Genomic DNA, 22038 nt, shown 5'->3' with positions numbered 1-22038 from the left:
CTAATTGGGGATTAGCGCTTTCAAATCTTCCAGATTATTGGCTTCATGAATTGTTTTGTCTTGCCGCCATCGTAAAATCCTTGGAAACCTAGTGGCGATGCCGCTTTTATGACGTTTGGAAACAGCTATTCCTTCAAAGGCAATTTCAAATACATGGTGTGGGGTTACACTTCGGACGGGGCCAAAGCGTTCCATGGTGTTTTTCTTTATCCAAGCATCAACTTTCTTCAATTCAGTATCTGTAAGTCCGGAATAGGCTTTAGCAAATGTCACTAATTCTTTATCTCCAGTTTCGTTCTCATTCCAAAGAGCAAAGGTATAATCTGTAAATAAGTTACTTCTTCTCCCATGACCTCGCATGGCATAAGTAAGCACGGCATCAATCGTTAAGGGGTCTACTTTCCATTTCCACCAATCGCCTTTTTTCCGCCCTACGAGATACGCGGAATCTTTTCTCTTAAGCATCAGACCTTCACTTCTCCTTTCCCTAGATTTTGTACGTTCTTCAGCTACAGCTACCCAAGAATCAAAGTGCATGGTTTCAGAGAGATGAAAGGGCAGGTCATTTTTATAATGCTCAGATTCACATACATCTTTAACTAATTCTTCCAATAACTTCCTTCGTTCTATAAATGGTAACTGACGAACATCTTTACCTTCCCATTCCAAAAGATCATAGGCTTTTAGAATTACAGGTACTTTAGCAAGGAGTGCTTTCGAAACTATTTTTCGGCCTATTCTAGTCTGTAAGTCATTGAAGGTTCCTATTTCATTATTTGGAAAGGGTAAAATTTCCCCGTCCAGTACAGTTCCATTTGGAATGACCCCTACAAAAGAGTGAAATTCTGGATACTTGTCCGTGACTAGTTCCTCACCTCGACTCCAGATAAAGATTTCATCATTTCTAAGAATAACCTGTGAACGTATGCCATCCCATTTATGTTCTACAGACCAGTCTTGTACCTCCCCCAGTTCATCTACTTCTCCCTCAATAGCATAAGCCAAATAAAATGGATAGGGTTTGGAAAGGTAATCACTCTCGTTTTCTTCTAAAATCAGTTCTTGAAAGGTTATAGTGTTCGGGTCCCAGTTGCCCATCAATTTATAAGCAAGAATATCCTCGTCAATTTCTGTTGCCTGTGATAAGGCACGAGTCATTAATTTTTGACTTACCCCAATACGGAAACCGCCTGTAATAAGCTTAGTAAAAACAAAACGCTCATAGTAATCCAATACTTTCCAATTACCAAGTAGATAATTTTTTTTATCCTCGTCTGTCTTCATTTTAAGGGCAATCATCTCCTCCAAGAATTGTGTCAATGTTTTTGTGGTTGTTGATGTAGTTGTGGGAATTACCAAAGCAATGGTTTCTGCCAAATCACCCACAATATGGTAGCTTTCTTCAAAAAGCCATAACGGAATATTCGCGAGTTCTGAGGCCCATGCTCTCAATAAGGTGGTATTCACAGGTCTTGGTGGTCTACGGTGGGATAAAATAGCAATGGTCCATACCTTGTCGGTAGCACTGGCCTTATTAAAATAATCAGCCAAAGCCGCTACCTTTAATGTGGTCTTGTTTGTGCTGTCCAATGTTTTTATAAGTAGTGCAAAATCCTTCATGACGACATTATGCTTTCCGTTGTTTTCTCAACCGTTACTTCATTTTCTTCTTCCCCATATTGTGTGCTTTCTGTTCTCGCATCATAACCTTGTTCGCGCAGGTACCTTGAAAAAATATCTGTATACCCATGAGTACAAATAACTTTCTCTGCTCCTGTGGCTTCAATACTTGCTAAGAGCCCCTGCCAGTCGCAATGGTCACTTAACACGAAACCCTTATCAATGGCTCGTCTCCTTCTTGCCCCCCTAAAAGCCATCCATCCGCTTGCCGACGCTGTTACATAAGGTACCATTTTACGAATCCATGGGGAACCATGTGCACTTGGAGGTGCTAAAACGATGTTACCTAAAAGATCTGTTTTTTTTGTATCCCGAGTTATTAAATTTGTTTCAGGAAAATCAACTAGAGGACGTAAAACCTCAGTCATTTTTTCTATAGCGCCATGGGTATAAATTTTACCGATATCGGTGTCCAAATATTTTAGTAACCGTTGCGCCTTTCCTAGACTGTATCCAAAAAGTACCGATGTTTTCCCCTCTGCCCTATTTTCGCTCCACCAATTGTTAATATTGTTTAGAACTTCTGTTTGTGGCGTCCAAGAAAAGGCGGGCAAGCCAAAAGTGCATTCCGTAATAAAGGTATGGCACTTAACAGATTCGTATGGTGTGGAAATCCCATCGTTCTCGGTTTTATAATCTCCTGTGAATACCCATATTTCTCCTTTGTGTTCTACCCTAATTTGGGAAGAACCAATGATGTGGCCTGCAGGATGAAGACTAAATTTTACATTGTTGATACTGAAGGTCTCTCCCCATTCCTTTCCGGTAACTTGAATGTCTCCTAACCGGTGGGAAATGATGGGCACGTTTCTATGATGAGTGATATATCGTTTATGCCCCCAACGACAATGGTCTGCATGACCGTGAGAAATAATCGCATTCTGCACCGGTTTCCAAGGATCTAAGTAAACCTTCGCGACAGCACAATAAATACCTTTGTTCGTAAATTCTAAAAGAGGTTTGTTCATAGCGCAGTGAAATTACAAATTAGCTAGCAAAACAAAGTTCTCTATCATATAAACTATGAATTGTAAAAAATTTATATTTGTGTTTAAATAAAAAATAAATTATGTCTTTTATAGATTTATACGGAAACCCTGAACACAGAAAGAACGTGGCACATTTTGCTGCTATGGTAACTTTGGCTGCTTCTGATGGAACAATAAGTGAGGAGGAGAAAACGATGTTGGATAATTTTGCTCGAAAACTAGAAATTTCAGAAAAAGAGTATAAGGAGGTAATGAATCCTGATAACAAATTTCCCATAGAGCCACCAGTGAATTCTGAAAAAAGGTTAGAACGTTTATACGATCTTTTTAGAATTATTTTTGCAGATCATTTTATAGATGATGAAGAAATGATATTGCTTAAAAAGTACGCTATAGGTCTTGGATTTTCTGGAGATAGTGCCCATAAAGTAATAGAACGTTCCATCGCTATATTTAGCGGTAAAATAGATTTTGATGATTATTTATACCTTCTAAAGCACTAGCGAATTGAAGAAATAAATTAAAAAAGGGAGGCAATTGCCTCCCTTTTTTAATGGTACTTATTAAGGAATTCTTGTAGTTTTTCTACCATTTTCGGGCTTCCGCAAAAGAAAGGAACCCTTTGGTGCAGTTCTGTTGGTTGTATATCCATAATCCGTGTTCTACCGCCAACTGCCAAACCATTTGCTTGTTCTGCTATAAAAGCCATTGGGTTACATTCATAGAGTAAACGAAGTTTTCCACTCTCGGTAACGCTACTTTTAGGATACATGTAGATTCCTCCTTTAATCATGTTTCTATGGAAATCCGACACTAAAGAACCAATGTATCTTGATGTATAGGGTCTATCACCATCTTCCATCTGGCAATATTTAATATAATCTTTTACACCTTGATGAAAGTGAACATAGTTACCTTCATTGACCGAATAAATTCTCCCTGTTTCGGGAAATTGCATATTGGGATGAGACAAGTAAAAGGTTCCCAAAGCCGGATTCAAGGTGAAACCGTTTACGCCATCACCAGTGGTGTAGACTAACATGGTAGATGTTCCATAAACCACATATCCAGCTGCTACTTGTTGGTTTCCTGGTTGAAGAAAATCTTCTAAAATTACTGGTGTACCAACTGGAGTAACGCGTCTATAAATTGAGAATATGGTTCCGACCGATACATTTACATCCACATTAGAAGAACCATCCAAAGGATCTATCAATACTACATATTTATTCTGATGATTGTTGTCACTACTATTGATAGTGATAAAACTATCCTCCTCCTCTGAAGCAATTCCACAAACAATTTCTCTGTTTTTTAGGGTAGAAATAAATTTTTCGTTAGCAAAGACATCTAATTTCTTTTGCTCCTCACCCTGTATATTAGTATCCCCCGCATCTCCCAAAATATCAACTAATCCTGCTTTATTCACTTTATGGTTTACCACTTTTGCAGCTAACCGGATTGCATTAATAAGTTTGGAAAGTTCACCAGAAGAATACTTAAAAGAAGATTGGTTTTCTATAATAAACTCTCCAAGAGTCTGATTTGTTTTGGTCATTGGGAAAAGGTTGTATTAAGACCACAAATATCGGCTATTTTGTTAAACTATAACGTTTTCGTCATTTTTACATTTCTTAAATTTATAACTTCGTGTTTTATTTGTAACAATATGAATTATATAATTAGAGAAGCTTTAGAAACAGACATGTCTCAGGTGCTAGGACTAACAAAAGAACTAGCTGTCTTTGAAAAGGAAGATGATGCCGTGGAAATTACGGTGGAAGATTTGGTTGCAGATGGTTTTGGTCCGGCAAAAAAGTTTCATTGTTTTGTGGCAGACCAACAAGGAGTTATCCTTGGTTCGGCGTTGGTATATCCTAGATATTCTACATGGAAAGGCACCGTACTTCATTTAGAAGATTTAATTGTAACGGAACAAATGCGGGGCAGTGGCTTGGGTACAGCACTATTAAACAAGGTTGTACAATATGGTCATGAGCTAGGAGTAAAAAGAATCAGCTGGGAAGTGATAGATTGGAACGAACATGCCATTAATTTTTACGAAAGCAAGGGAGCAAACGTAATGCGGGATTGGGATATTGTACAACTGAACGAAGTTAGTATGGGTAAGTATCTCGATAATATATAGTCAGATGAGTTTCCGGCTAGCTGGAACAAAACTAAATAATAGTTTTTATGAGGGTTTTTAAATTTGGAGGTGCATCTATAAAAGATGCAGATGGCATAAGAAATATAGTACAAGTATTAAAACAAACAGGACATGCGAACACCCTTATTGTAATATCTGCCATGGGCAAGACTACGAACGCAATGGAGGCTATTGTTGACACGTATTTTAAAGATAAATCGGAAATTACATCCAAGATTACAGATACGGTAGATTACCATACCGCAATTATGAAGGACTTATTTCCTAATCCACAACATAAGATTTACAAGGATATTAAAGTCCTGATTGATGAAGTCACTGGGTTTTTAGCATGGAACAAATCCCCCAACTATAATTTTGTCTATGACCAAGTAGTTGGTTACGGAGAACTCATAGCCACCAGCATTGTCAGTGCCTACCTCGAAGAAATTGGTCTTAAAAATAATTGGTTAGATGTTAGAAATTATATCAAGACAGATACCAATTATAGGGATACTGCGGTAAATTGGAAGAAAACACAAGAGAACATTTCCAATATCGATAAAGAAATTTTACATATTACCCAAGGTTTTCTAGGAAGCGATGATAACAACTTTACTACGACCTTAGGACGAGAAGGGTCAGATTATACAGCTGCAATACTCGCCTATTGCCTAAATGCAGATTCCGTTACTATATGGAAAGATGTTCCAGGGGTTCTAAATGCAGATCCTAGATACTTTAAAGAAACACAACTACTGAATAACATTTCCTATCTTGAAGCAATAGAATTGGCGTTTTACGGAGCGTCCGTAATCCACCCAAAAACTTTACAACCATTACAAAAAAAGGAAATCCCTCTACACGTAAAGTCTTTTATACATCCTACAGATAATGGAACCACGGTAGGCAAGGGTGTTGGAATAGAGCCCAAAGTACCTTGTTTTATTGTTAAAAAGAACCAAGTATTAATGAAATTATCTTCTCTTGATTTTTCCTTCATTGTAGAAGATAGTATTAGCGAACTTTTTAAACTATTTCATGAGCATAAAATGAAGGTAGACCTCATCCAAAATTCTGCTATTAGTTTTTCGGTTTGTGTGGACAATAAGTTTGGAGGTTTGGAAGCCTTGTTAAACCGTCTCAAAAGCACATTTAAGATAGTGCATCACGAAAATGTTTCGCTCTATACCATACGTCATTTTAACGCAAAAGCTCTGGCATCGCTCCAAAACGGACATGAAATCCTACTAGAACAGCGTGGAAAGGAAACGGTACAGCTGGTTGTAAAATAAGAGTGCCGTTTTACATAATTATGATATAAAATAAATAGCTCACTCCTGCTTTTTCCTATCTTTACGCCTACATAATTATCTCTTTCTATGGGTTTGGTAACCGCAAAAGAAGTGGCAAAAGCGATTAATGTATCCAAGTATGGCTATCTGGGTACTTTTATTGCGTGGTTCCTTATGAAAGTAACGCGAATTTCTGCTATCAATTCTTTTTATGACAAAATAGCACATCTAGACTGTGAGGCCTATGCTCAAGCTATTTTGGCATATTATGAAATAGAATACGACATTCCGGAAGCTGATTTTAAGCGATTACCAAAAGAAGGTTCCTATATTACTATTTCCAATCACCCACTTGGTGGTATAGATGGTATTTTATTGATGCGCCTGCTCTTACCTTTACGTCAGGATTATAAAATAATGGCTAATTTCCTACTCGAACGGATGGCACCTTTAGCTCCGTATGTACTTCCTGTAAATCCATTCGAAGAACACAAAGGAGCCAGAAGTAGTATTGCAGGTTTCAAAATGGCCTTCCAACACCTTAAAGACGGTCATCCCCTAGGTATATTTCCGGCTGGAGAAGTTTCTACCCATAAAGAAGGGAAATTCATCGTAGACAAACCTTGGGAAGAAGCTGCCTTGAAATTAATTCGTAAGGCTCAAGTCCCCGTTGTTCCAATATACTTTCACGGAAAGAATAGCAAATTGTTTTACCGTTTGTCCAAATGGAGCCCTATTTTTAGAACTGCTATGATTCCTTCGCAGGTACTTTCTCAACGCAACCGCCCCTTGAAAGTACGTATTGGACAGCCCATTTCAGTACAAACCCAAAACGAACATGAAAGCTTAGCCGAGTTTACTTATCTTCTTCGCAGAAAAACCTACATCCTTTCCAATGCCTTCCAAAAGGGACGGTTAATCGATCAATTGCCTTCAACACTTAAAATACCAAAAGCGCCTAAAAAGATTGCAGAAGCCATGCGTAAAGAGGTCATGCAAGGTGAAATAGAAAAGTTGAGGGAAAAAGACTGTCGCCTCTTACAAAGTAAAAACTACGAAGTATTCCTTGCCAAGAAACATGATATGCCATTTATCTTAAAGGAAATAGGAAGACAGCGAGAAGTGACCTTTAGGGCAATAGGCGAGGGAACTAACAAAGCGATAGACTTAGACGTCTTTGATACGTACTACCACCATTTATTTCTCTGGGACAATGAGGAGAAGTGTATTGTAGGGGCGTACCGTATGGGGATGGGTTCAGAGATATTTCCTAAGCATGGTATTGATGGATTTTATCTGCAAGACCTATTTCGGGTAGAACCAGAATTATACCATATGATGCGCCAGTCCATAGAAATGGGTCGCGCATATATCGTAAAGGAGTACCAACAAAAACCAATGCCGCTTTTTTTACTTTGGAAGGGAATCGTACATACCACGCTTAGGCATCCCGAGCATAAATATTTAATCGGGGGCGTAAGTATAAGCAACCAATTTTCTAATTTCTCCAAGTCATTGATGATTGAATTTATGAAATCAAATTATTGGGATCCTTATGTGGCACAATACATACGTCCGAAAAAGGAATTTAAGGTAAAGCTCAATGATGCCGACAAGGAATTTGTGTTTGATGAAACTAAGGCCGATTTAAATAAGTTTGACCGTTTAATAGATGAGGTAGAACCTGGAAGTTTGCGTTTACCTGTATTGATTAAAAAATATATTAAGCAAAATGCAAAAGTGGTTGCTTTTAACGTAGATCCTTTGTTTAATAATTCCGTAGATGGTCTCATGTATATTAAAATAGCTGACTTACCAGAAAGTACCGTTAGACCAGTTATGGAGGAATTTCAAGTGGAACTAGAGCGAAAATTAGCTGAAACTCAAAATCAAGAAAAGGAGTAACCTTACAGCATTCCTACCACCTTGCTCCTACGTTCAAAAAGAAGGTTGTCTTTCCACATACCATCACTAGTCTTTCCAATATGTTCTCGCGTGCCAATATACCGGAAACCAACTTTTTTATGTAGTTGGGCACTTGCTGTGTTTTCCGGGAAAATACCGGACTGCAAGGTCCATAAACCTGCCTTTTCACTTTCAAATATCAATTGGTCCATTAAGAGTTTGCCAACTCCTATGCCCCTAGATGAGGCCGAGATGTAGACGCTCACTTCTGCAATACCTCCATAAACACACCTGCTGGAAACAGGGGATAGTGCCGCCCAACCTAAAATTCGTTCGGCATCAAAGGCAACGATTCTGCACGTTTCTAAGTGTGCTCTATCCCAAGTATCAAATGATGGTACATTGGTTTCAAAAGTAGCAAAGCCAGTAGCAATACCTTCTTTGTAAATAGTGGCTACGGAGTCCCAGTCCCCCACTGTCATAACTCTAACACTTATATTTTTAGTACTACTCATTTTTAACGGTAATTAATTTTTGAACGATAGCTATTCCATATTACACTTTGTCGCTGTACCAATAGTATAAAATGTAATAAAGCCAGTAAGATTGCACCAAGAGTAGGATTAAAGCTTACAAACGCCTATTTGGTAAATGATGACGGTATTGCGTTGACGAATACCAACCCATCATTTACCAAGTCAATTTTCATGGCGAATACTAGAATAATGCAGCGAAGTAAAGGGAATTAGAAAACAAATGAATGATGTATTCCTACTTCGGGAGTCCGCCCATAAATTTTATGCTTTCCATTTCGGAATACGCGTCTATTCCTAAAACAACCAAATAGAGGACAATCAAACTTACCCCCAAAAGAAATAAACCGAAGCTAGCTTCATTGACAAATAGGTGCCAAACGATTAATGGGAAAGTATGGCCCTAACCATGTATGTTTTATGCTCAAAAGTACTCTCGTCTCGATTAAAAAGCGCAAACTTAAAAATCTGAAGATAAAAGCCATCAAAAGTGGCTAAAATCATAAATAGTATGAGACAAACGGAAGCAAGAATCAATAGCACTTCCATGATTTACGTTTTAAGTTAACAGCACCCACTTCCAGGAGAACAAGCATCATCAGAAACACTTTCCATCGAAACAGGGATACCACACGTATCCTTAGCTTTACAGTCTGTTGGTGTTACGCCAAGATGAAATATAAGTTGTTCCCCATCCACCATGTGGCTATGAACAAATAATTGTGCGGTATGAAAATTAGCATTGCTATACTCAAACTTCACCTCCACCTCTTTTTCCATAGGTTTGATGCGACCCACTCTGTTAAGAATTTCCAAAGCTTTATGGGTTAGCATATAATCGCGTTTACCTACCTCTTCCGGACTTTCCCAAAGTTGGATGATGGTTTCCTTCCAAAAATCTATGCCAGCGCCGCAGTCTACGGCATCAATAGTTATATTTTTAATTTCTGTTATGTGGTAGTTGGCCGCCACCAATTTTCCAGGTGCGTACTCAAACAAAAGTGCTTTGTTCGCATTTTGTTTTAAGATGGATAAAAATTCATTTGTCTTCATTTGTATATCACTTTAGATTAACAGCATTTTACTTTTGTAGTATTAAAAAAGAAATTCAGGCGTTTTTGAACGGCAGCCCATGTTTTTAGGTTGATGCAATAACAGATTTTCTTCCCTTCAATTTCTCCCTTTATCAAATTGATACTTTTGAGTTCCTTCAGGTGCTGGGAAATGGTGGGTTGTGCCAAGCCTATCTCCTCTACAATATCATTACAAATACAGGCATCTTGTTTACTAATGAATTCCAGAATAGCAATTCGCGCCGGATTAGAGAGCACTTTAAACGTATTTGCCAGTTCATTCTGTTCCGTATTAAAAATTTGTGTTTTGGTAATTCCCATTATTTATATTGATATATTGCAATATTACGATAATATATCGAATAAAAAAGACCGACTATAAAAATCGGTCTTTGTTCTAATTATAAACTTTTAAACCAGTCTTGAAAATAATCGCCAAGAATAGGTGTCGGAACCATTTTTTCATTGGCCGCATTGACAACACTCATCACAATAAGTACAAGACAAATAATAAATGCAAAGCAACCTACAATAGGAATCCAAGTCAATACTAAAGCAATAAGCCAAATACCTATTGTTTGTCTAACATAGTAACTTCCTAGTTCTGTCTTGTTCCCATTGTTCATCACAAGGGCAATTATAGTTCCTATGAAAGTTATGTGTGCGATAATAGCAACTGTTTTGCCACTATCAGGATTGTTTGGGTCAAAGGTTTCCTTTACCTCTTCCTTAAAATCCTTTGCTGCTTCTTCCGCCTTATCTGCAAAATCACTCACTTTCTCTTTGGCATCATCTGAAAAGTCACTTACTTTTTCCTGAGCGTTATCAAAAGCCTCTCCAGCTTTATCACCTAAATCTTTTGCTTCTTCTTTACCTTTATCAGCAGCATCTTTGGCCTTACCTCCTAAATTTTCTGCTTTTTTCTTTGCGTTGTCCAAGGCGTCTTTTGCCTCGTCCCCTAAATCTTTATTCTCGTCAGACATCTTTATTATTTTTTGGTGGTTAATTAAAAGCTAAATGTAATAAAAAAATCAATAGTTAGAGAAACAGGTTGTTAAGAGCTAATTAAGCCTTACAATAGATGGCCTCTGCTCTTTTTAATTTAAGTAAGCACAATGAATACCATCTCCTATTTACGTTTCAAATGGCCATATAGAATTTATAAAGTCTGAGCTGTAGTATAGCTAGCTGGTACTATCTTTTTCTATCCGTCTGACAAATAGAGCCCCAACTTAATCTTCCAATACGGGACTTTCTCCTCAAAATAATCAAAATATTCTCGCAAACCTTCCGCATCAGGAAGTGCTTCCTTGGCTTTGGCTATGGTTTCCTGTTCTTCTTTACTCATAAACTGATGCAGGTCGAGCTCCTCCCCTTCAGCATGTATTTTCATCAAATGACTATAAATTGTATTTTCTGAAAGCACTCTTTTCTCGGCTATTTCCTGTACGGTACATCCTTCTTGAAATAAGGTGTACGATTGCTGATGCGTAGGTGTATTAGATTTCTTTTTCGCAGGTTTGTATGTAATAATCTCCTTTAGGAAAACCTCCGCATATTTTTCTAATTTAGCCTGTCCTACTCCTGTAACATTCATGAACTCGGTCTCGTTCTGAGGTAGTTTAGCTTCCATATCCTTTAAGCTAGCATCACCAAAAATGACATAAGCGGGTACGTTTTGCTCGGTAGCCAGCTGTTGCCGCAATACTCTTAGCTTCTCAAAAAGTCCCGTTTTACTTGCTTTGGTTTTACCTTGCGTTTTTTTAAGATCTAGTGCTTTTTCCAAAATCGCCAATTGTATCGATTTTTTGGAGAACAGTACTTCCTTCGCCAAAGGCGTAAGTCCCAACCGGGCACCCTCTCTAAAATTAATACTCAGCACCCCTTGGTTCAGCAGTTGTATGACGTACTGTTGCACATCTAACCATGAAATATCTTTAATGGCTCCGTAGGTTTTTACATGCTGATAGCCTTTATCGAAAACTTGTGCATTTTTCGCACCACGTAACACATCTATAACGGTACCCATGGGCTCCCGTTCCTTTAACCGTGCTACCCCTGAACAGATTTTCTGAGCAAGGACAGTACCATCAAAATAGGCTGGTGGCCGCTGACAGATATCGCAATTACCGCAACCCTCGGTTACGTGTTCGCCAAAATAGTTGAGTAGTGCAATACGTCTACAACTCAATGCTTCGGCAAATTGCTGCATGCGTTCCAGTTTAGCATATTCCACATCGGCATTCTCACTTTCGGATATAAAACGGCGTAACTGTGCCACATCTCCAAAACTATAAAACAACAAGGCATTGGCTGGTAAACCGTCCCTACCACCACGTCCAATTTCCTGGTAATAGCCTTCCACATTCTTGGGCAGATTATAGTGAATGACCCAACGGACATTACTCTTATCGATGCCCATACCAAAAGCAATGGTAGCAGCGATAATTGGCACCTTATCCGTAATGAATTCTTCTTGTACTTTCGTGCGCTGTTGTGGAGCTAATCCCGCATGATAAGCCTTTGCTGCATACCCAGCCGACTGTAACTTTTCTGCTATTTTTTCTGTGCTTTTTCGACTTAGACAGTAAATAATACCGCTTTCATTAGGCCTTTCTTCCAGAAATTCTAGAATATGTTTGATACGGTTTTGTGCGGGTCGCACCTCTAAAAATAGATTGGGCCGGTTAAAAGAAGCCAAATGACGAGTTCCGTCAGTGATTTTTAGCTGGTCTGCAATATCCTCTTGAGTACTTCCGTCTGCGGTTGCAGTCAGGGCAATAATTGGAACTTTCGGAAAACGCTCCTTTAGAGTACCTAATTGTGTGTAAGCCGGTCTAAAATCGTGTCCCCACGAAGAAATACAATGGGCTTCGTCTATTGCAAAGAGACTAATATTAATCTCCTGAAACACGGTATGGAAACCACCCAAACTTTCTGGTGCCACATAAAAGAGTTTAAGCTCCCCTTGTTTTAAGCTTGAAAATATGGCCTGTTGTTCCTCTTGGGATTGCGAACTATTATAATACGCGGCTGCAATTCCGTTTGCCTTGAGCACATCTACTTGATCCTTCATCAAAGCAATCAATGGGGAAACCACTATGGCAGTGCCTTCCAATGCCAAGGCGGATAACTGATAGCATAACGATTTCCCGCCACCTGTGGGCATGATCGTCAACACGTCCTTTTTAGCCAGTACGTCTTCAATAACCGCTAACTGGTTGGGCTTAAAAGAGTCGTAACCAAAATGGATTTTAAGTAAAGGCAGTAATGTTTCTTCTACAGTCGTTATCATGGGTGTAAAAATAAGGATTGTTTAGTGTCATTGTGAGCGTAGCGAAACAATCTATCCTAAAAAAATAAACCTTCACCTGCCCTCTGAATAACCTTATCAAAAATGTTATTCAGAGCGCAGGTGAAGGGTTAGAACGATACCATCTATTTCCCCAACATCAGTAATTCATTGCAGCGTACTTCTGTAAAATAACGCTTTTCACCTTCCTTGGTTTCATAAGAGCGATGGGTCAATTTACCATCAATGGCGACTTGCTTTCCTTTGGTCAAATAATTTTCTACGATGTCAGCCGTTTTACCCCAAGCAACGATATTATGCCATTGCGTGTCCTCTACTTTTTCTCCTTTCGCATTCTTATAACTGTCTGTGGTAGCTATGGAAAATTTAGCCAATTTGGCGCCACCATCTAAAGTTACGATTTCTGGATCTTGACCCAAGTTTCCGATCAATTGTACTCTGTTTTTAAGTGCGTTCATAATAGTATATTTTAATATTAAATTGTTTTTAAAATCAAGCCTCCTTGACTCGACACTGCAAACATAGAAGCACACCCTAAAAAGATTCGGTTACAAAATACTTACTTTCGTTTGTAATCGTTTGTTGTCATTTGTAAATGTTTTTTATACTGACTAACAGCTACTTAAAAATAATTTATTTGCGAGATATTTCAATTATTTTTCTATTTTGAATCCCATAATGGGCATCTATATATTATGGGACAAGCATATAACGTAGTTTGTTACATTACTAGAACATAATTTTTTTAGAGAAATTTGTTTGCACTTTCAGAAGCCTTCTACTTCTTTTTTGGATTTTTTGCTTTTATATGCTCTATACAACCAAATCATCAATAAGGAGAGCCCGATTAAAACCGCAGTTGATATTGTCGCTGTAATTCCGCTGTTATTTTCCATTTTATAGTACGTCTTTACTAAGATAGTGAAAATACCCAACTACCTTTAATGTAGACCATATGTATTAGATAAACGGCATATCTAATGGTTTTTACTATTTTAGTAGAAACTTAAAAGGTGTCTTGTTCCTTAATGCAAATAGATACCACTTAGAAAACGCAAATAGAATGAAATTAGCCATACATAACTGGATGCGTGCCGAACCTTTGGAAAGCACCATTGCCCGCATTGCCGCAATGGGATATTCGCATCTAGAGATACAAGGTGCACCAGAAAACTACGATACTAAAAAAGTAAAAGTAGTGTTGGATGCGCATGATATCAAATGCTGGGGTTCCGTGACCCTGATGCTAGAAAATCGTAATATGCTCGCAAAGGATGCTGCACAACGAAAAACATCAGTGCAATATGTTCTGGATGTCGCTAAAATGGTAAAGGAATTGGGTGGTAGCGTTATTTCCCTGGTTCCAGCCACAGTAGGCAAGATTGTTCCAGATGCACGACCCGAAGAGGAATGGAACTGGGCCGTGGAAGGCATTAAAGAAGTCTATGCATATACGGAAGCGAACGGACTCAAAATTGGCATTGAACCCATCAATAGGTTTGAGACCTATTTCATTAACCGGGGAGAACAAGCCCTGTCACTAGCAGAGGCCGTAGGACCTAACTGCGGCGTTTGTCTGGATACCTTTCACATGAATCTTGAGGAAGAAGATATGTTCGCTACTATAAAAAAAGTAGGGAATCGTCTTGTCAACTTCCATGTGGCGGATAACAATCGGATGGCACCCGGCATGGGACACCTAGATTGGAAACGTATTATGGAAACGCTAAAAGAAATAAACTATACTCAAGTGCTATCGGTAGAGTTTTGTCCGCCAATGGATCGCACCCCTGCAAATCCGTATCCCAATTCAATTGATACAGCTCCCGTAGGATTAAGTGATGAGCAACTCAAATTTTTACAAGACCATGGTAGCTCTGCAGTTACAGAAGCGTTTTATTCCATGCTGACTAAAAAATCAATAAATACGCTGAAGCCGTTTTTGTAATAGAAGATAAACAAGATTCAATACATAATGAAAATAACCAACGTAGAAGCTTTTTGGCTACGATGCCCCATTCCCAAAGAAAAACAACATTTTTCCGATTATGGACTATTGACAAATTTTGATATGACCCTGGTGGTCGTTACAACCGATTCTGGTCTTCAAGGTTTTGGGGAGGCAAAGGCTGCCGTAGGTTCCTCCGGCTCCTGCGCAAGTATCGTTAGCTGTATAGAAAACGAAATTAAACCCATATTGCTCGGTAAAGATGCGCGCCATATTTCCAGAATTTGGGAACATATATATAATGGAACAAGAGACCACTACGCACTCTCAAGAGGAAGGAAATTTCCTATTTTGGGAAGGCGTGGATTAACCGTATCGGCCATGAGTGGTATAGATACTGCCCTATGGGATTTGAAAGGCAAGGCTTTGGGCGTGCCTGTGGTAGAACTTTTGGGCGGTAGCTGCAGGGATAAAATGCCTGCCTACGCCAGTGGCGGTTGGGCTAAGGTAGATGCTATTGGCGAACAGCTTCTCTCCTACACTACTAAAGGATTCTCCGGCGTAAAAATGCGTGTGGGGATTATGGACGAAACTGTTCAAGCCAGCATTGATCGCGTAAAAGCGGCGCGAGAAGCACTTCCTAGCCATATAAAATTAATGACTGATGCACATGGTACGTTTAGCGTTCCAGAGGCAAAACAATTTTGTAAGGGCGTGGCCGATTACAACCTATATTGGTTTGAAGAACCCATCAGTCCGGATAATAAAATAGGCACGGCGGAAGTACGCGCCAGCACCCATATTCCAATTGCCGCAGGCGAAAGTGAGTATACCGCTTTTGACGTGCGCGACCTAATTGCAGAACGCGCCTTGGATGTGCTACAACCTGATTGTGCCATTATTGGCGGGATTACCGAATCCATGCGCGTTGCGCAATTAGCACATGCCTATCAACTGGAACTCGCTCCTCACTGTTGGGGCTCGGCCTTTTCCTTTATGGCTGGTGTTTCTGTTGCCTTTGCATCGCCATCGGCCAATGTGATTGAGTTTTCCTTAGGCGGAAACCCCATGATGTATGACTTAGTGGAGGAACAAATAAGCGTAGATGCCAACGGCATGCTCCCTGAACCCAATAGACCCGGCTTAGGGCTGACCCCAAACTGGGATTTTGTAAACGAATTCAAACAATAACGTATGGCAAAAGCAATTCAAATAAATCACGTGGCTTTAGTCGTGAGCAACTTAGAGGAAGCCTGCAAATTTTACGAACATGAGTTGGGCTTAGAACCCATTCCGGCCTTTCTTTTTGATTATCCCACAGCCTTTTTTAAGTTCAATGAAGAACAACAGCTACACTTAACGGAATGGAAAGATGCATACTCCTTCCGCGGACATATTTGTGTGGAAGTTGATGATATCAATACGATTTTCTATCGAATGAAAGAACTGGGTATTATCGATATAAAACCATGGGGACATGTGCGCCAGTTACCCGATGGCCCAATTCAAATGTTCGTTAGGGACCCCTCGGGCAACCTAATAGAGATTTCATGCGCGCCCGATGCCGATATCGATCGAAAAATATTCAAAGACGAATTATTTCAAGAGGGTATTTATGTATCAGGAAGAAATGATTTCCGGGGATATAAAACTAAGGACGCCACACTTTACCATAAATAAAATGAGTAAAAACATCCTCTTATTAGAAACAATTACTGATGAAGCTATGCTTATGTTAGAAAAAGCCCAAGATGTAAATGTCCTGACTGGTTTTGATAAATCTTCATTAAAAAATCAAATTGCCAATCACTCTATAGACGCCATCATAACACGCGGTAAAGGTCAAGTTGATAGTAGCTTATTGGAACAACTGCCTGACCTAAAAGTAATTTCACGTTGTGGAGTAGGTTTAGATAATATTGATGTCATAGCAGCAACCAAAAAAAATATTAAAGTAGTAAATGCCCCAAATTCAAACGCAGATACCATTGCAGAACATACCATTGCCCTTTTATTGATGTTACAACGTAATTTGTACAGTACCGTTACCATGACCAAAGAAGGAAGATGGGCAGACCGCAACAGCTATGTAGGTGATGAAAGTCATAGCAAAACCTTAGGAATTGTTGGTATGGGGAACATAGGTAAAAAGGTTGCTAAAATCGCAACAGCCTTGGGAATGAACGTAATCTATTGGAGTGCCTCGAAAGAAACAGTGCCCTACCCTTTTGTTTCTTTTGAAGACCTTTTAAAAACATCAGACAGTATTAGTCTGCATCTTCCCTTAACTTCTACAACAGAGCGTTTGATTGATGCAACTGCCCTATCAAAAATGAAACCGACGGCCTTATTGATTAATACAGCAAGAGGAAAAATAATAGACCAAGATGCGCTTTATACGATGCTAATTAAAAAAAAAATTGGCGGATTTGCTGCAGATGTATTGGCCGATGAACCTCCGCTAAGTTCCGAACCTCTTTTACAGTTAGAAAATGTTTTAGTTACCGCACATTTAGGAAGCTTAACAAGTACAACTTATACAAAAATGTGCGCCGTGACGGTAGAAAACACCTTGGCTATTTTACGAGGTGAAGAACCTATGGAATTTTGTATTTACAACAGAAAAGAACTGTAAATAAACTAAAATTAGCATGATAAATTCCAAAAGACTTTTACTCGCTTTTAGCTTCATCACCACTTCAATTTTTCTCCAAGCTCAACTGACCGTTAATCAAGCCCGATTGGAAAAACGGATTATGGACTTGGCTCAATTTGGTATTCAGGAAAACGGGCAAACAGAACGGGTTGCTTTTAGTGATGCAGATCTTGCCGCACAACAATGGGTGATTTCTCAATTAAAGGAAATGGGACTAGAAACCCATATCGATTTTGCAGGTAACGTAATAGGAATCAGAAAAGGAACGGACCCTAGCAAAAAACCAATTTCTTTTGGCTCGCATATAGACAGGGTACCTAATGGAGGAAACTACGATGGCTGCGTAGGTTCCATGGCAGCTATTGAAGTTCTAATGATATTGAACGAAAATAAAATCCAAACAAAGCACCCCTTGGAAATTATAATTTTCTCCAATGAGGAAGGGGGTGTTATGGGAAGCAGGGCCATAGCAGGGCATTTAGGAAAAAAGGCATTGCCTATTGTGAATTCAACCGGTTATTCTATGGCGGAAGGAATTATGCGACTCGGTGGGGATACTACGCGCATCACGGAGGTAGCTCGTAAAAAAGATGAAATCGCTGCATTTTTAGAATTACACATAGAGCAAGGCGGTACGCTTGAAAAGGAAGATATTCAAATCGGAATCGTAGAAGGTATTGTAGGACTTGCTTGGTGGGAGGTTGAATTTACCGGTTTTGCTAACCACGCAGGCACCACTCCAATGAACGCAAGACAAGATGCTTTGTTGGCAGCAGCAAAATTTATTGTTGCTGTAAATGAGGTAACTAGTAGTTTTGAGGGTGCCCAAGTAGGAACTGTTGGTAAAATCAAAGCGGAACCAGGCGCACCTAATGTGATTCCCGGTAAGGTGGTAACGAGTCTCGAGATTCGCGACCTATCATTAGAAATGATAGAGAAAGTATATGAAGCTATCAAAACTAGAGCCAAGGAAATCGCAAAGGCTTCCAATGTGCAAATTGAATTGCGACCTCTAGATACAACAGCTGACCCAGCAATTATGACAGCCGCTATTCAGGATGAAATTGCTTCATCAGCTTCGCAACTTGGTCTTACAACGAAGAGAATGCCAAGTGGTGCCGGACATGATGCACAAGATATGGCGCTCATTGCCCCAACTGGAATGATATTTATACCAAGCAAAGGAGGTATCAGCCATTCTCCTAAAGAATTCAGTTCCGCTACTGATATGGCAAACGGCGCAAATGTATTATTAAACACTATTCTATCCTTAGATAAAAATTTAGACTAAGCTTAAAAAATGATTAAAACTAGAGTTTCCTTAGCCATTCTAATATCAATCTTATTTTTTTCAAGCTGTGTACCAAAAGGAGAATACTTTGAAGACACCCTTTGTATTGAAAATGTCTCCTTGATAGACCCAGAAAAGGGTTTGATAGCAAATAAAACGGTACTTATTAGGGATGAAAAAATATATAAGGTGGTTACAGCAACCGAACTTAAATTATCACCTAAAAACAATATTATAGATGGTACTGGAAAATTTCTTATTCCCGGGCTTTGGGATGCTCATGTTCATTTTGCTTATATAGAGGAGCTGGCCCCGAGTATGTTTAATTTATTTTTGGGATATGGCATCACCAGTGTAAGAGATACTGGAGGCAGGATCGATTTTGTAAAAAAATGGAAGGACAGATCTTTAGAACATCCAACAGAGTCCCCTAGGGTAATGATTGCAGGCCCGCTACTAGACGGTTTACCTAACGTATATGATGGCAGTGATCTTGGTCATCCACCCCTTTCTGTCGGTTTAGCATCGGTAGAAGATGCACAAAACAAAGTTAATGAGCTTGATGCGTTGGGGATAGACTTATTAAAAGTCTATGAGATGCTTACGGAAAAACAATTTAGAGCCATAACCAAATTGGGTAATGAAAAAGGACTAAAAGTAACAGGTCATGTCCCCTTAAGTATGGATGTGGTAAGTGCCTCCAATGCCGGTTTAAATAGTATGGAGCATCTTCGTAATCTAGAATTATCTTGTGCATCAAATGCTGATGAATTATTGGAAGAAAGAAGGAACTTATTACTAGCAGAAAAAGATAGTGCCGGTGGTATATTACGAAGTAAAATTCACCAGCTACAAAGAGAAATAGCTATTAAAAACTACGATGAAAGCAAGGCAGATGAGATATTAAAGGTTTTGGCAAAAAATCAAACGTGGCAAATCCCTACTTTAGCTTTGAACACTGGACTCGTAAACCAACATTTTACGAAAGCAGAAACGGTAGCGAGCTACGCTCATTTACCTGAAGCCATACAACAGAATTGGAAAGAAACATCCAAACAAATCTTAGCTATGGAAATAACACCGTTCCGTAAAAAATATGCAAATTGGTCCTTAAATATGGTTGGCAAAATACATAAAGCAGAAATAGGTATTATGGCAGGTACAGATTGCCCTATTTTTTTATTAACACCAGGGTTTAGTCTGCATGATGAACTCGCCATGTTAGTTAAGGCAGGATTAAGCCCTTTAGAGGCACTTAAAACAGCCACAGTAAATCCTGCCATTTATTTTAATATGGAAAAAGAGCTTGGAAATATTAAAGAAAATATGTGGGCAGATCTTGTCCTATTAGATGCCAACCCATTAGAAAACATAAACAATACAAAACAAATTAATACGGTAATTAAACAAGGAAAAGCCTTTAACAGAATGCAGTTGGATGTACTATTAAAAGATAAACCTTGAAGCACTACTTTATCTTAAAATAACTAACTTACGGTGTTGCAATTAACGAATGAAAACATGAAAAAAATAACCACTACCCTTCTATTATCATTATTGTTTATTACTACTCCTTCTTGGTCACAAACCACATCTGATATCGTGGCCGCTATTGAGAAAGAAGCCAATGAAAATTCACAATTAGAACGACTGGCCCACGAGTTAATGGACGTAAACGGACCAAGATTGGTCGGTACGCCACAAATGAAAACAGCACATGATTGGGCAGTTAAAGAATATGCAACCTGGGGTATCGCTGCCGAAAACCAAGAATGGGGCACATGGCGTGGCTGGGAACGCGGCATTACCCATGTAGATATGGTTTCACCACGCATCGCATCCTTGCATGCTACTCAATTGGCTTGGAATCCAAGTACCAGTAAAAAAGGCGTTACCGCTTCTTTGATTACCCTGCCAACAATTGCCGACTCCTTAGCCTTTGTTTCATGGCTGCCTAATGTAAAGGGTAAAATTGTAATGGTAAGCATGTTGCAACCCACAGGAAGACCAGATTATAACTGGGAAGAGTTTGCAACCGAGAAATCCTTTGAAAACATGAAAACAGAACGTGATGCCCAAGAAAAAGCATGGCGTGAAAACGTGAACAATACTGGGTATTCCAGCAGAACATTAAACAAGGTTTTGGAACAGGCGGGCGCCGTAGGTATAGCCCAGTCACGATGGTCTAATGGATTTGGTGCCAATAAAATATTTAGCGCAGGCACCGATAAAGTTCCTGTGGTAGACCTATCCTTAGAAGATTATGGAATGTTGTACCGAATGGTAGAAAGCGGAGCGCAACCACAAATTAAAATCGTAACAGAATCAAAGGAGTTAGGTGAAGTACCGACATTCAATACCATTGCTACCATACCGGGAATAGAGTTCCCAGATGAGTATGTAATCCTCTCTGCCCATTTTGATTCTTGGGACGGCGCAACCGGCGCAACCGATAATGGAACAGGAACAATTACCATGATGGAAGCCGCGCGTATCCTCAAAAAAGTATATCCAAATCCAAAACGAACCATACTTATTGGGCATTGGGGAAGCGAGGAACAAGGTCTAAATGGTTCTAGAGCCTTTGTAGAAGACCATCCTAAAATTATTGGAGGTGTACAGGCAGTTTTTAATCAGGATAACGGAACGGGACGGGTAGTACGCCTTTCGGGACAAGGCTTTTTACATGCCTATGATTATCTTGGTAAATGGTTGGAACCTGTTCCGGAAGACATAAAAAAACATATTAAAACGACCTTTCCAGGCAGCCCTGCTGGCGGTGGCTCCGATTATGCTTCTTTTGTAGCTGCAGGTGCTCCTGCGTTTTCCCTCAGCTCACTGAGTTGGAGTTATTGGAACTACACTTGGCATACCAATTTAGACACCTACGATAAAATTGTTTTTGACGATGTGCGCAGCAATGCCATTCTTACGGCAATTATGGCCTATATGGCCTCCGAAGATCCTGAAAAAACATCGCGTGAAAAAGCTACTTTGATTGGAAAAAATCGCAGAACTGGTGAGCCCCTTGTTTGGCCTACACCAAGGAGCCCCGAGCGTAAGGGAGGTTTAGAAGACTAAACTTCTTCTTTTTAAGCGTCATTATTAAAAAGAGCATTGCAACAAAATAATTAATTCGATATCGCAAATTATTACTGAATATCTAGAAAGGTTCAACTGTTTCCTTCCCCAGAAGATTCACGGCT

The 22038-nt window shown here is 39.4% G+C and carries 21 protein-coding genes; 11 read left to right on the top strand and 10 right to left on the bottom strand.

From position 1 onward, the window contains the following. Together Q360_RS0111235 and Q360_RS0111230 are read right to left on the bottom strand one after the other, a co-directional pair. Positions 1 to 1620 (bottom strand): ATP-dependent DNA ligase, encoded by a 1620-nt coding sequence (locus Q360_RS0111235; protein WP_027077189.1) that lies wholly within the window; start codon positions 1618 to 1620, stop codon positions 1 to 3. Then, positions 1617 to 2648 carry a ligase-associated DNA damage response exonuclease gene (locus tag Q360_RS0111230; protein ID WP_027077188.1) on the bottom strand — a complete coding sequence of 344 codons (1032 nt, stop codon included), beginning with the start codon at positions 2646 to 2648 and terminating at the stop codon, positions 1617 to 1619. Before Q360_RS0111230 ends, Q360_RS0111235 begins: the two co-directional genes overlap by 4 nt. Positions 2649 to 2749: 101 nt before the next feature. On the opposite strand from Q360_RS0111230, the gene Q360_RS0111225 reads away from it, so the two are divergent. Beyond that, entirely contained in the window at positions 2750 to 3172 is a 423-nt protein-coding gene (locus tag Q360_RS0111225) for a tellurite resistance TerB family protein (RefSeq protein WP_027077187.1), read from the top strand. A 47-nt stretch (positions 3173 to 3219) separates the two neighbouring features. Here Q360_RS0111225 and fbp read toward each other — a convergent pair whose 3' ends face one another. After that, positions 3220 to 4227, bottom strand: coding sequence for a class 1 fructose-bisphosphatase (gene fbp / locus Q360_RS0111220; protein WP_027077186.1), 1008 nt, complete (start codon positions 4225 to 4227; stop codon positions 3220 to 3222). Positions 4228 to 4338: 111 nt separating this feature from the next. On the opposite strand from fbp, the gene Q360_RS0111215 reads away from it, so the two are divergent. The 3 genes from Q360_RS0111215 to Q360_RS0111205 all read left to right on the top strand — a co-directional run bounded on the left by Q360_RS0111215 (position 4339) and on the right by Q360_RS0111205 (position 8018). After that, on the top strand, positions 4339 to 4818 hold the full coding sequence (locus Q360_RS0111215) for a GNAT family N-acetyltransferase (protein ID WP_027077185.1): 480 nt from the start codon (positions 4339 to 4341) through the stop codon (positions 4816 to 4818). Positions 4819 to 4865: 47 nt separating this feature from the next. Next, on the top strand, positions 4866 to 6113 hold the full coding sequence (locus Q360_RS0111210) for an aspartate kinase (protein ID WP_027077184.1): 1248 nt from the start codon (positions 4866 to 4868) through the stop codon (positions 6111 to 6113). 87 nt (positions 6114 to 6200) lie between these two features. Next, positions 6201 to 8018, top strand: a complete 1818-nt coding sequence (locus Q360_RS0111205; RefSeq protein ID WP_027077183.1) for a GNAT family N-acyltransferase — start codon at positions 6201 to 6203, stop codon at positions 8016 to 8018. A 2-nt stretch (positions 8019 to 8020) separates the two neighbouring features. Here the strand turns inward: Q360_RS0111205 and Q360_RS0111200 are convergent, their stop codons facing one another. The 7 genes from Q360_RS0111200 to Q360_RS0111175 form a co-directional block, all read right to left on the bottom strand. After that, complete coding sequence (locus Q360_RS0111200) at positions 8021 to 8533, bottom strand: GNAT family N-acetyltransferase (protein WP_036195712.1); 513 nt, start codon at positions 8531 to 8533, stop codon at positions 8021 to 8023. 402 nt (positions 8534 to 8935) lie between these two features. Then, positions 8936 to 9100 carry a hypothetical protein gene (locus Q360_RS25785; RefSeq protein ID WP_156950084.1) on the bottom strand — a complete coding sequence of 55 codons (165 nt, stop codon included), beginning with the start codon at positions 9098 to 9100 and terminating at the stop codon, positions 8936 to 8938. A 15-nt stretch (positions 9101 to 9115) separates the two neighbouring features. After that, positions 9116 to 9604, bottom strand: a complete 489-nt coding sequence (locus Q360_RS0111195; RefSeq protein WP_027077181.1) for a DUF6428 family protein — start codon at positions 9602 to 9604, stop codon at positions 9116 to 9118. 17 nt (positions 9605 to 9621) lie between these two features. Next, positions 9622 to 9945, bottom strand: a complete 324-nt coding sequence (locus Q360_RS0111190) for an ArsR/SmtB family transcription factor (protein ID WP_027077180.1) — start codon at positions 9943 to 9945, stop codon at positions 9622 to 9624. 80 nt (positions 9946 to 10025) lie between these two features. Beyond that, positions 10026 to 10607 carry a hypothetical protein gene (locus Q360_RS26655; RefSeq protein WP_027077179.1) on the bottom strand — a complete coding sequence of 194 codons (582 nt, stop codon included), beginning with the start codon at positions 10605 to 10607 and terminating at the stop codon, positions 10026 to 10028. Positions 10608 to 10828: 221 nt separating this feature from the next. Further along, positions 10829 to 12919, bottom strand: coding sequence for a DNA helicase RecQ (gene recQ, locus Q360_RS0111180; RefSeq protein ID WP_027077178.1), 2091 nt, complete (start codon positions 12917 to 12919; stop codon positions 10829 to 10831). Between the two features lie 143 nt (positions 12920 to 13062). Further along, a complete protein-coding gene (locus Q360_RS0111175) occupies positions 13063 to 13395 on the bottom strand; it encodes a single-stranded DNA-binding protein (protein ID WP_027077177.1) in 333 nt (110 codons plus the stop codon). A gap of 605 nt (positions 13396 to 14000) precedes the next feature. On the opposite strand from Q360_RS0111175, the gene Q360_RS0111165 reads away from it, so the two are divergent. Genes Q360_RS0111165 through Q360_RS0111135 form a run of 7 tightly spaced genes read left to right on the top strand, consistent with a single transcriptional unit; the run spans position 14001 to position 21913 of the window. After that, positions 14001 to 14885, top strand: coding sequence for a sugar phosphate isomerase/epimerase family protein (locus Q360_RS0111165; protein ID WP_027077176.1), 885 nt, complete (start codon positions 14001 to 14003; stop codon positions 14883 to 14885). Between the two features lie 27 nt (positions 14886 to 14912). Continuing rightward, on the top strand, positions 14913 to 16076 hold the full coding sequence (locus Q360_RS0111160) for a mandelate racemase/muconate lactonizing enzyme family protein (RefSeq protein WP_027077175.1): 1164 nt from the start codon (positions 14913 to 14915) through the stop codon (positions 16074 to 16076). A 3-nt stretch (positions 16077 to 16079) separates the two neighbouring features. Beyond that, positions 16080 to 16565, top strand: coding sequence for a VOC family protein (locus Q360_RS0111155; protein ID WP_027077174.1), 486 nt, complete (start codon positions 16080 to 16082; stop codon positions 16563 to 16565). A gap of 1 nt (position 16566) precedes the next feature. Continuing rightward, positions 16567 to 17520 carry a 2-hydroxyacid dehydrogenase gene (locus Q360_RS0111150; RefSeq protein ID WP_027077173.1) on the top strand — a complete coding sequence of 318 codons (954 nt, stop codon included), beginning with the start codon at positions 16567 to 16569 and terminating at the stop codon, positions 17518 to 17520. Positions 17521 to 17536: 16 nt separating this feature from the next. Continuing rightward, positions 17537 to 18832: a Zn-dependent hydrolase gene (locus tag Q360_RS0111145; protein WP_027077172.1), complete on the top strand. Its 1296-nt coding sequence runs from the start codon at positions 17537 to 17539 to the stop codon at positions 18830 to 18832. A 9-nt stretch (positions 18833 to 18841) separates the two neighbouring features. Further along, positions 18842 to 20296 (top strand): amidohydrolase family protein, encoded by a 1455-nt coding sequence (locus Q360_RS23010; protein ID WP_036195709.1) that lies wholly within the window; start codon positions 18842 to 18844, stop codon positions 20294 to 20296. A 57-nt stretch (positions 20297 to 20353) separates the two neighbouring features. Continuing rightward, the gene (locus Q360_RS0111135; RefSeq protein ID WP_027077171.1) at positions 20354 to 21913 is read left to right on the top strand and encodes a M20/M25/M40 family metallo-hydrolase; all 1560 of its coding nucleotides are present in this window, start codon (positions 20354 to 20356) and stop codon (positions 21911 to 21913) included. Positions 21914 to 22038: the final 125 nt, after the last annotated feature.

The organism is Maribacter antarcticus DSM 21422 (assembly GCF_000621125.1).
In the GTDB taxonomy this organism is placed as follows: Bacteria; Bacteroidota; Bacteroidia; order Flavobacteriales; family Flavobacteriaceae; genus Maribacter; species Maribacter antarcticus.
The sequence above is the reverse complement of the archived record's forward strand: the minus strand, read 5'-3'. Positions and strand labels throughout refer to the sequence as shown.

What these genes read in the sequence shown, in the direction of transcription:
- Q360_RS0111235 (WP_027077189.1), bottom strand. Translation starts at nt 1,620, where the DNA reads ATGAAGGATTTTGCACTACTTATAAAAACATTGGACAGCACAAACAAG.
- Q360_RS0111230 (WP_027077188.1), bottom strand. Translation starts at nt 2,648, where the DNA reads ATGAACAAACCTCTTTTAGAATTTACGAACAAAGGTATTTATTGTGCT.
- Q360_RS0111225 (WP_027077187.1), top strand. Translation starts at nt 2,750, where the DNA reads ATGTCTTTTATAGATTTATACGGAAACCCTGAACACAGAAAGAACGTG.
- fbp (WP_027077186.1), bottom strand. Translation starts at nt 4,227, where the DNA reads ATGACCAAAACAAATCAGACTCTTGGAGAGTTTATTATAGAAAACCAA.
- Q360_RS0111215 (WP_027077185.1), top strand. Translation starts at nt 4,339, where the DNA reads ATGAATTATATAATTAGAGAAGCTTTAGAAACAGACATGTCTCAGGTG.
- Q360_RS0111210 (WP_027077184.1), top strand. Translation starts at nt 4,866, where the DNA reads ATGAGGGTTTTTAAATTTGGAGGTGCATCTATAAAAGATGCAGATGGC.
- Q360_RS0111205 (WP_027077183.1), top strand. Translation starts at nt 6,201, where the DNA reads ATGGGTTTGGTAACCGCAAAAGAAGTGGCAAAAGCGATTAATGTATCC.
- Q360_RS0111200 (WP_036195712.1), bottom strand. Translation starts at nt 8,533, where the DNA reads ATGAGTAGTACTAAAAATATAAGTGTTAGAGTTATGACAGTGGGGGAC.
- Q360_RS25785 (WP_156950084.1), bottom strand. Translation starts at nt 9,100, where the DNA reads ATGGAAGTGCTATTGATTCTTGCTTCCGTTTGTCTCATACTATTTATG.
- Q360_RS0111195 (WP_027077181.1), bottom strand. Translation starts at nt 9,604, where the DNA reads ATGAAGACAAATGAATTTTTATCCATCTTAAAACAAAATGCGAACAAA.
- Q360_RS0111190 (WP_027077180.1), bottom strand. Translation starts at nt 9,945, where the DNA reads ATGGGAATTACCAAAACACAAATTTTTAATACGGAACAGAATGAACTG.
- Q360_RS26655 (WP_027077179.1), bottom strand. Translation starts at nt 10,607, where the DNA reads ATGTCTGACGAGAATAAAGATTTAGGGGACGAGGCAAAAGACGCCTTG.
- recQ (WP_027077178.1), bottom strand. Translation starts at nt 12,919, where the DNA reads ATGATAACGACTGTAGAAGAAACATTACTGCCTTTACTTAAAATCCAT.
- Q360_RS0111175 (WP_027077177.1), bottom strand. Translation starts at nt 13,395, where the DNA reads ATGAACGCACTTAAAAACAGAGTACAATTGATCGGAAACTTGGGTCAA.
- Q360_RS0111165 (WP_027077176.1), top strand. Translation starts at nt 14,001, where the DNA reads ATGAAATTAGCCATACATAACTGGATGCGTGCCGAACCTTTGGAAAGC.
- Q360_RS0111160 (WP_027077175.1), top strand. Translation starts at nt 14,913, where the DNA reads ATGAAAATAACCAACGTAGAAGCTTTTTGGCTACGATGCCCCATTCCC.
- Q360_RS0111155 (WP_027077174.1), top strand. Translation starts at nt 16,080, where the DNA reads ATGGCAAAAGCAATTCAAATAAATCACGTGGCTTTAGTCGTGAGCAAC.
- Q360_RS0111150 (WP_027077173.1), top strand. Translation starts at nt 16,567, where the DNA reads ATGAGTAAAAACATCCTCTTATTAGAAACAATTACTGATGAAGCTATG.
- Q360_RS0111145 (WP_027077172.1), top strand. Translation starts at nt 17,537, where the DNA reads ATGATAAATTCCAAAAGACTTTTACTCGCTTTTAGCTTCATCACCACT.
- Q360_RS23010 (WP_036195709.1), top strand. Translation starts at nt 18,842, where the DNA reads ATGATTAAAACTAGAGTTTCCTTAGCCATTCTAATATCAATCTTATTT.
- Q360_RS0111135 (WP_027077171.1), top strand. Translation starts at nt 20,354, where the DNA reads ATGAAAAAAATAACCACTACCCTTCTATTATCATTATTGTTTATTACT.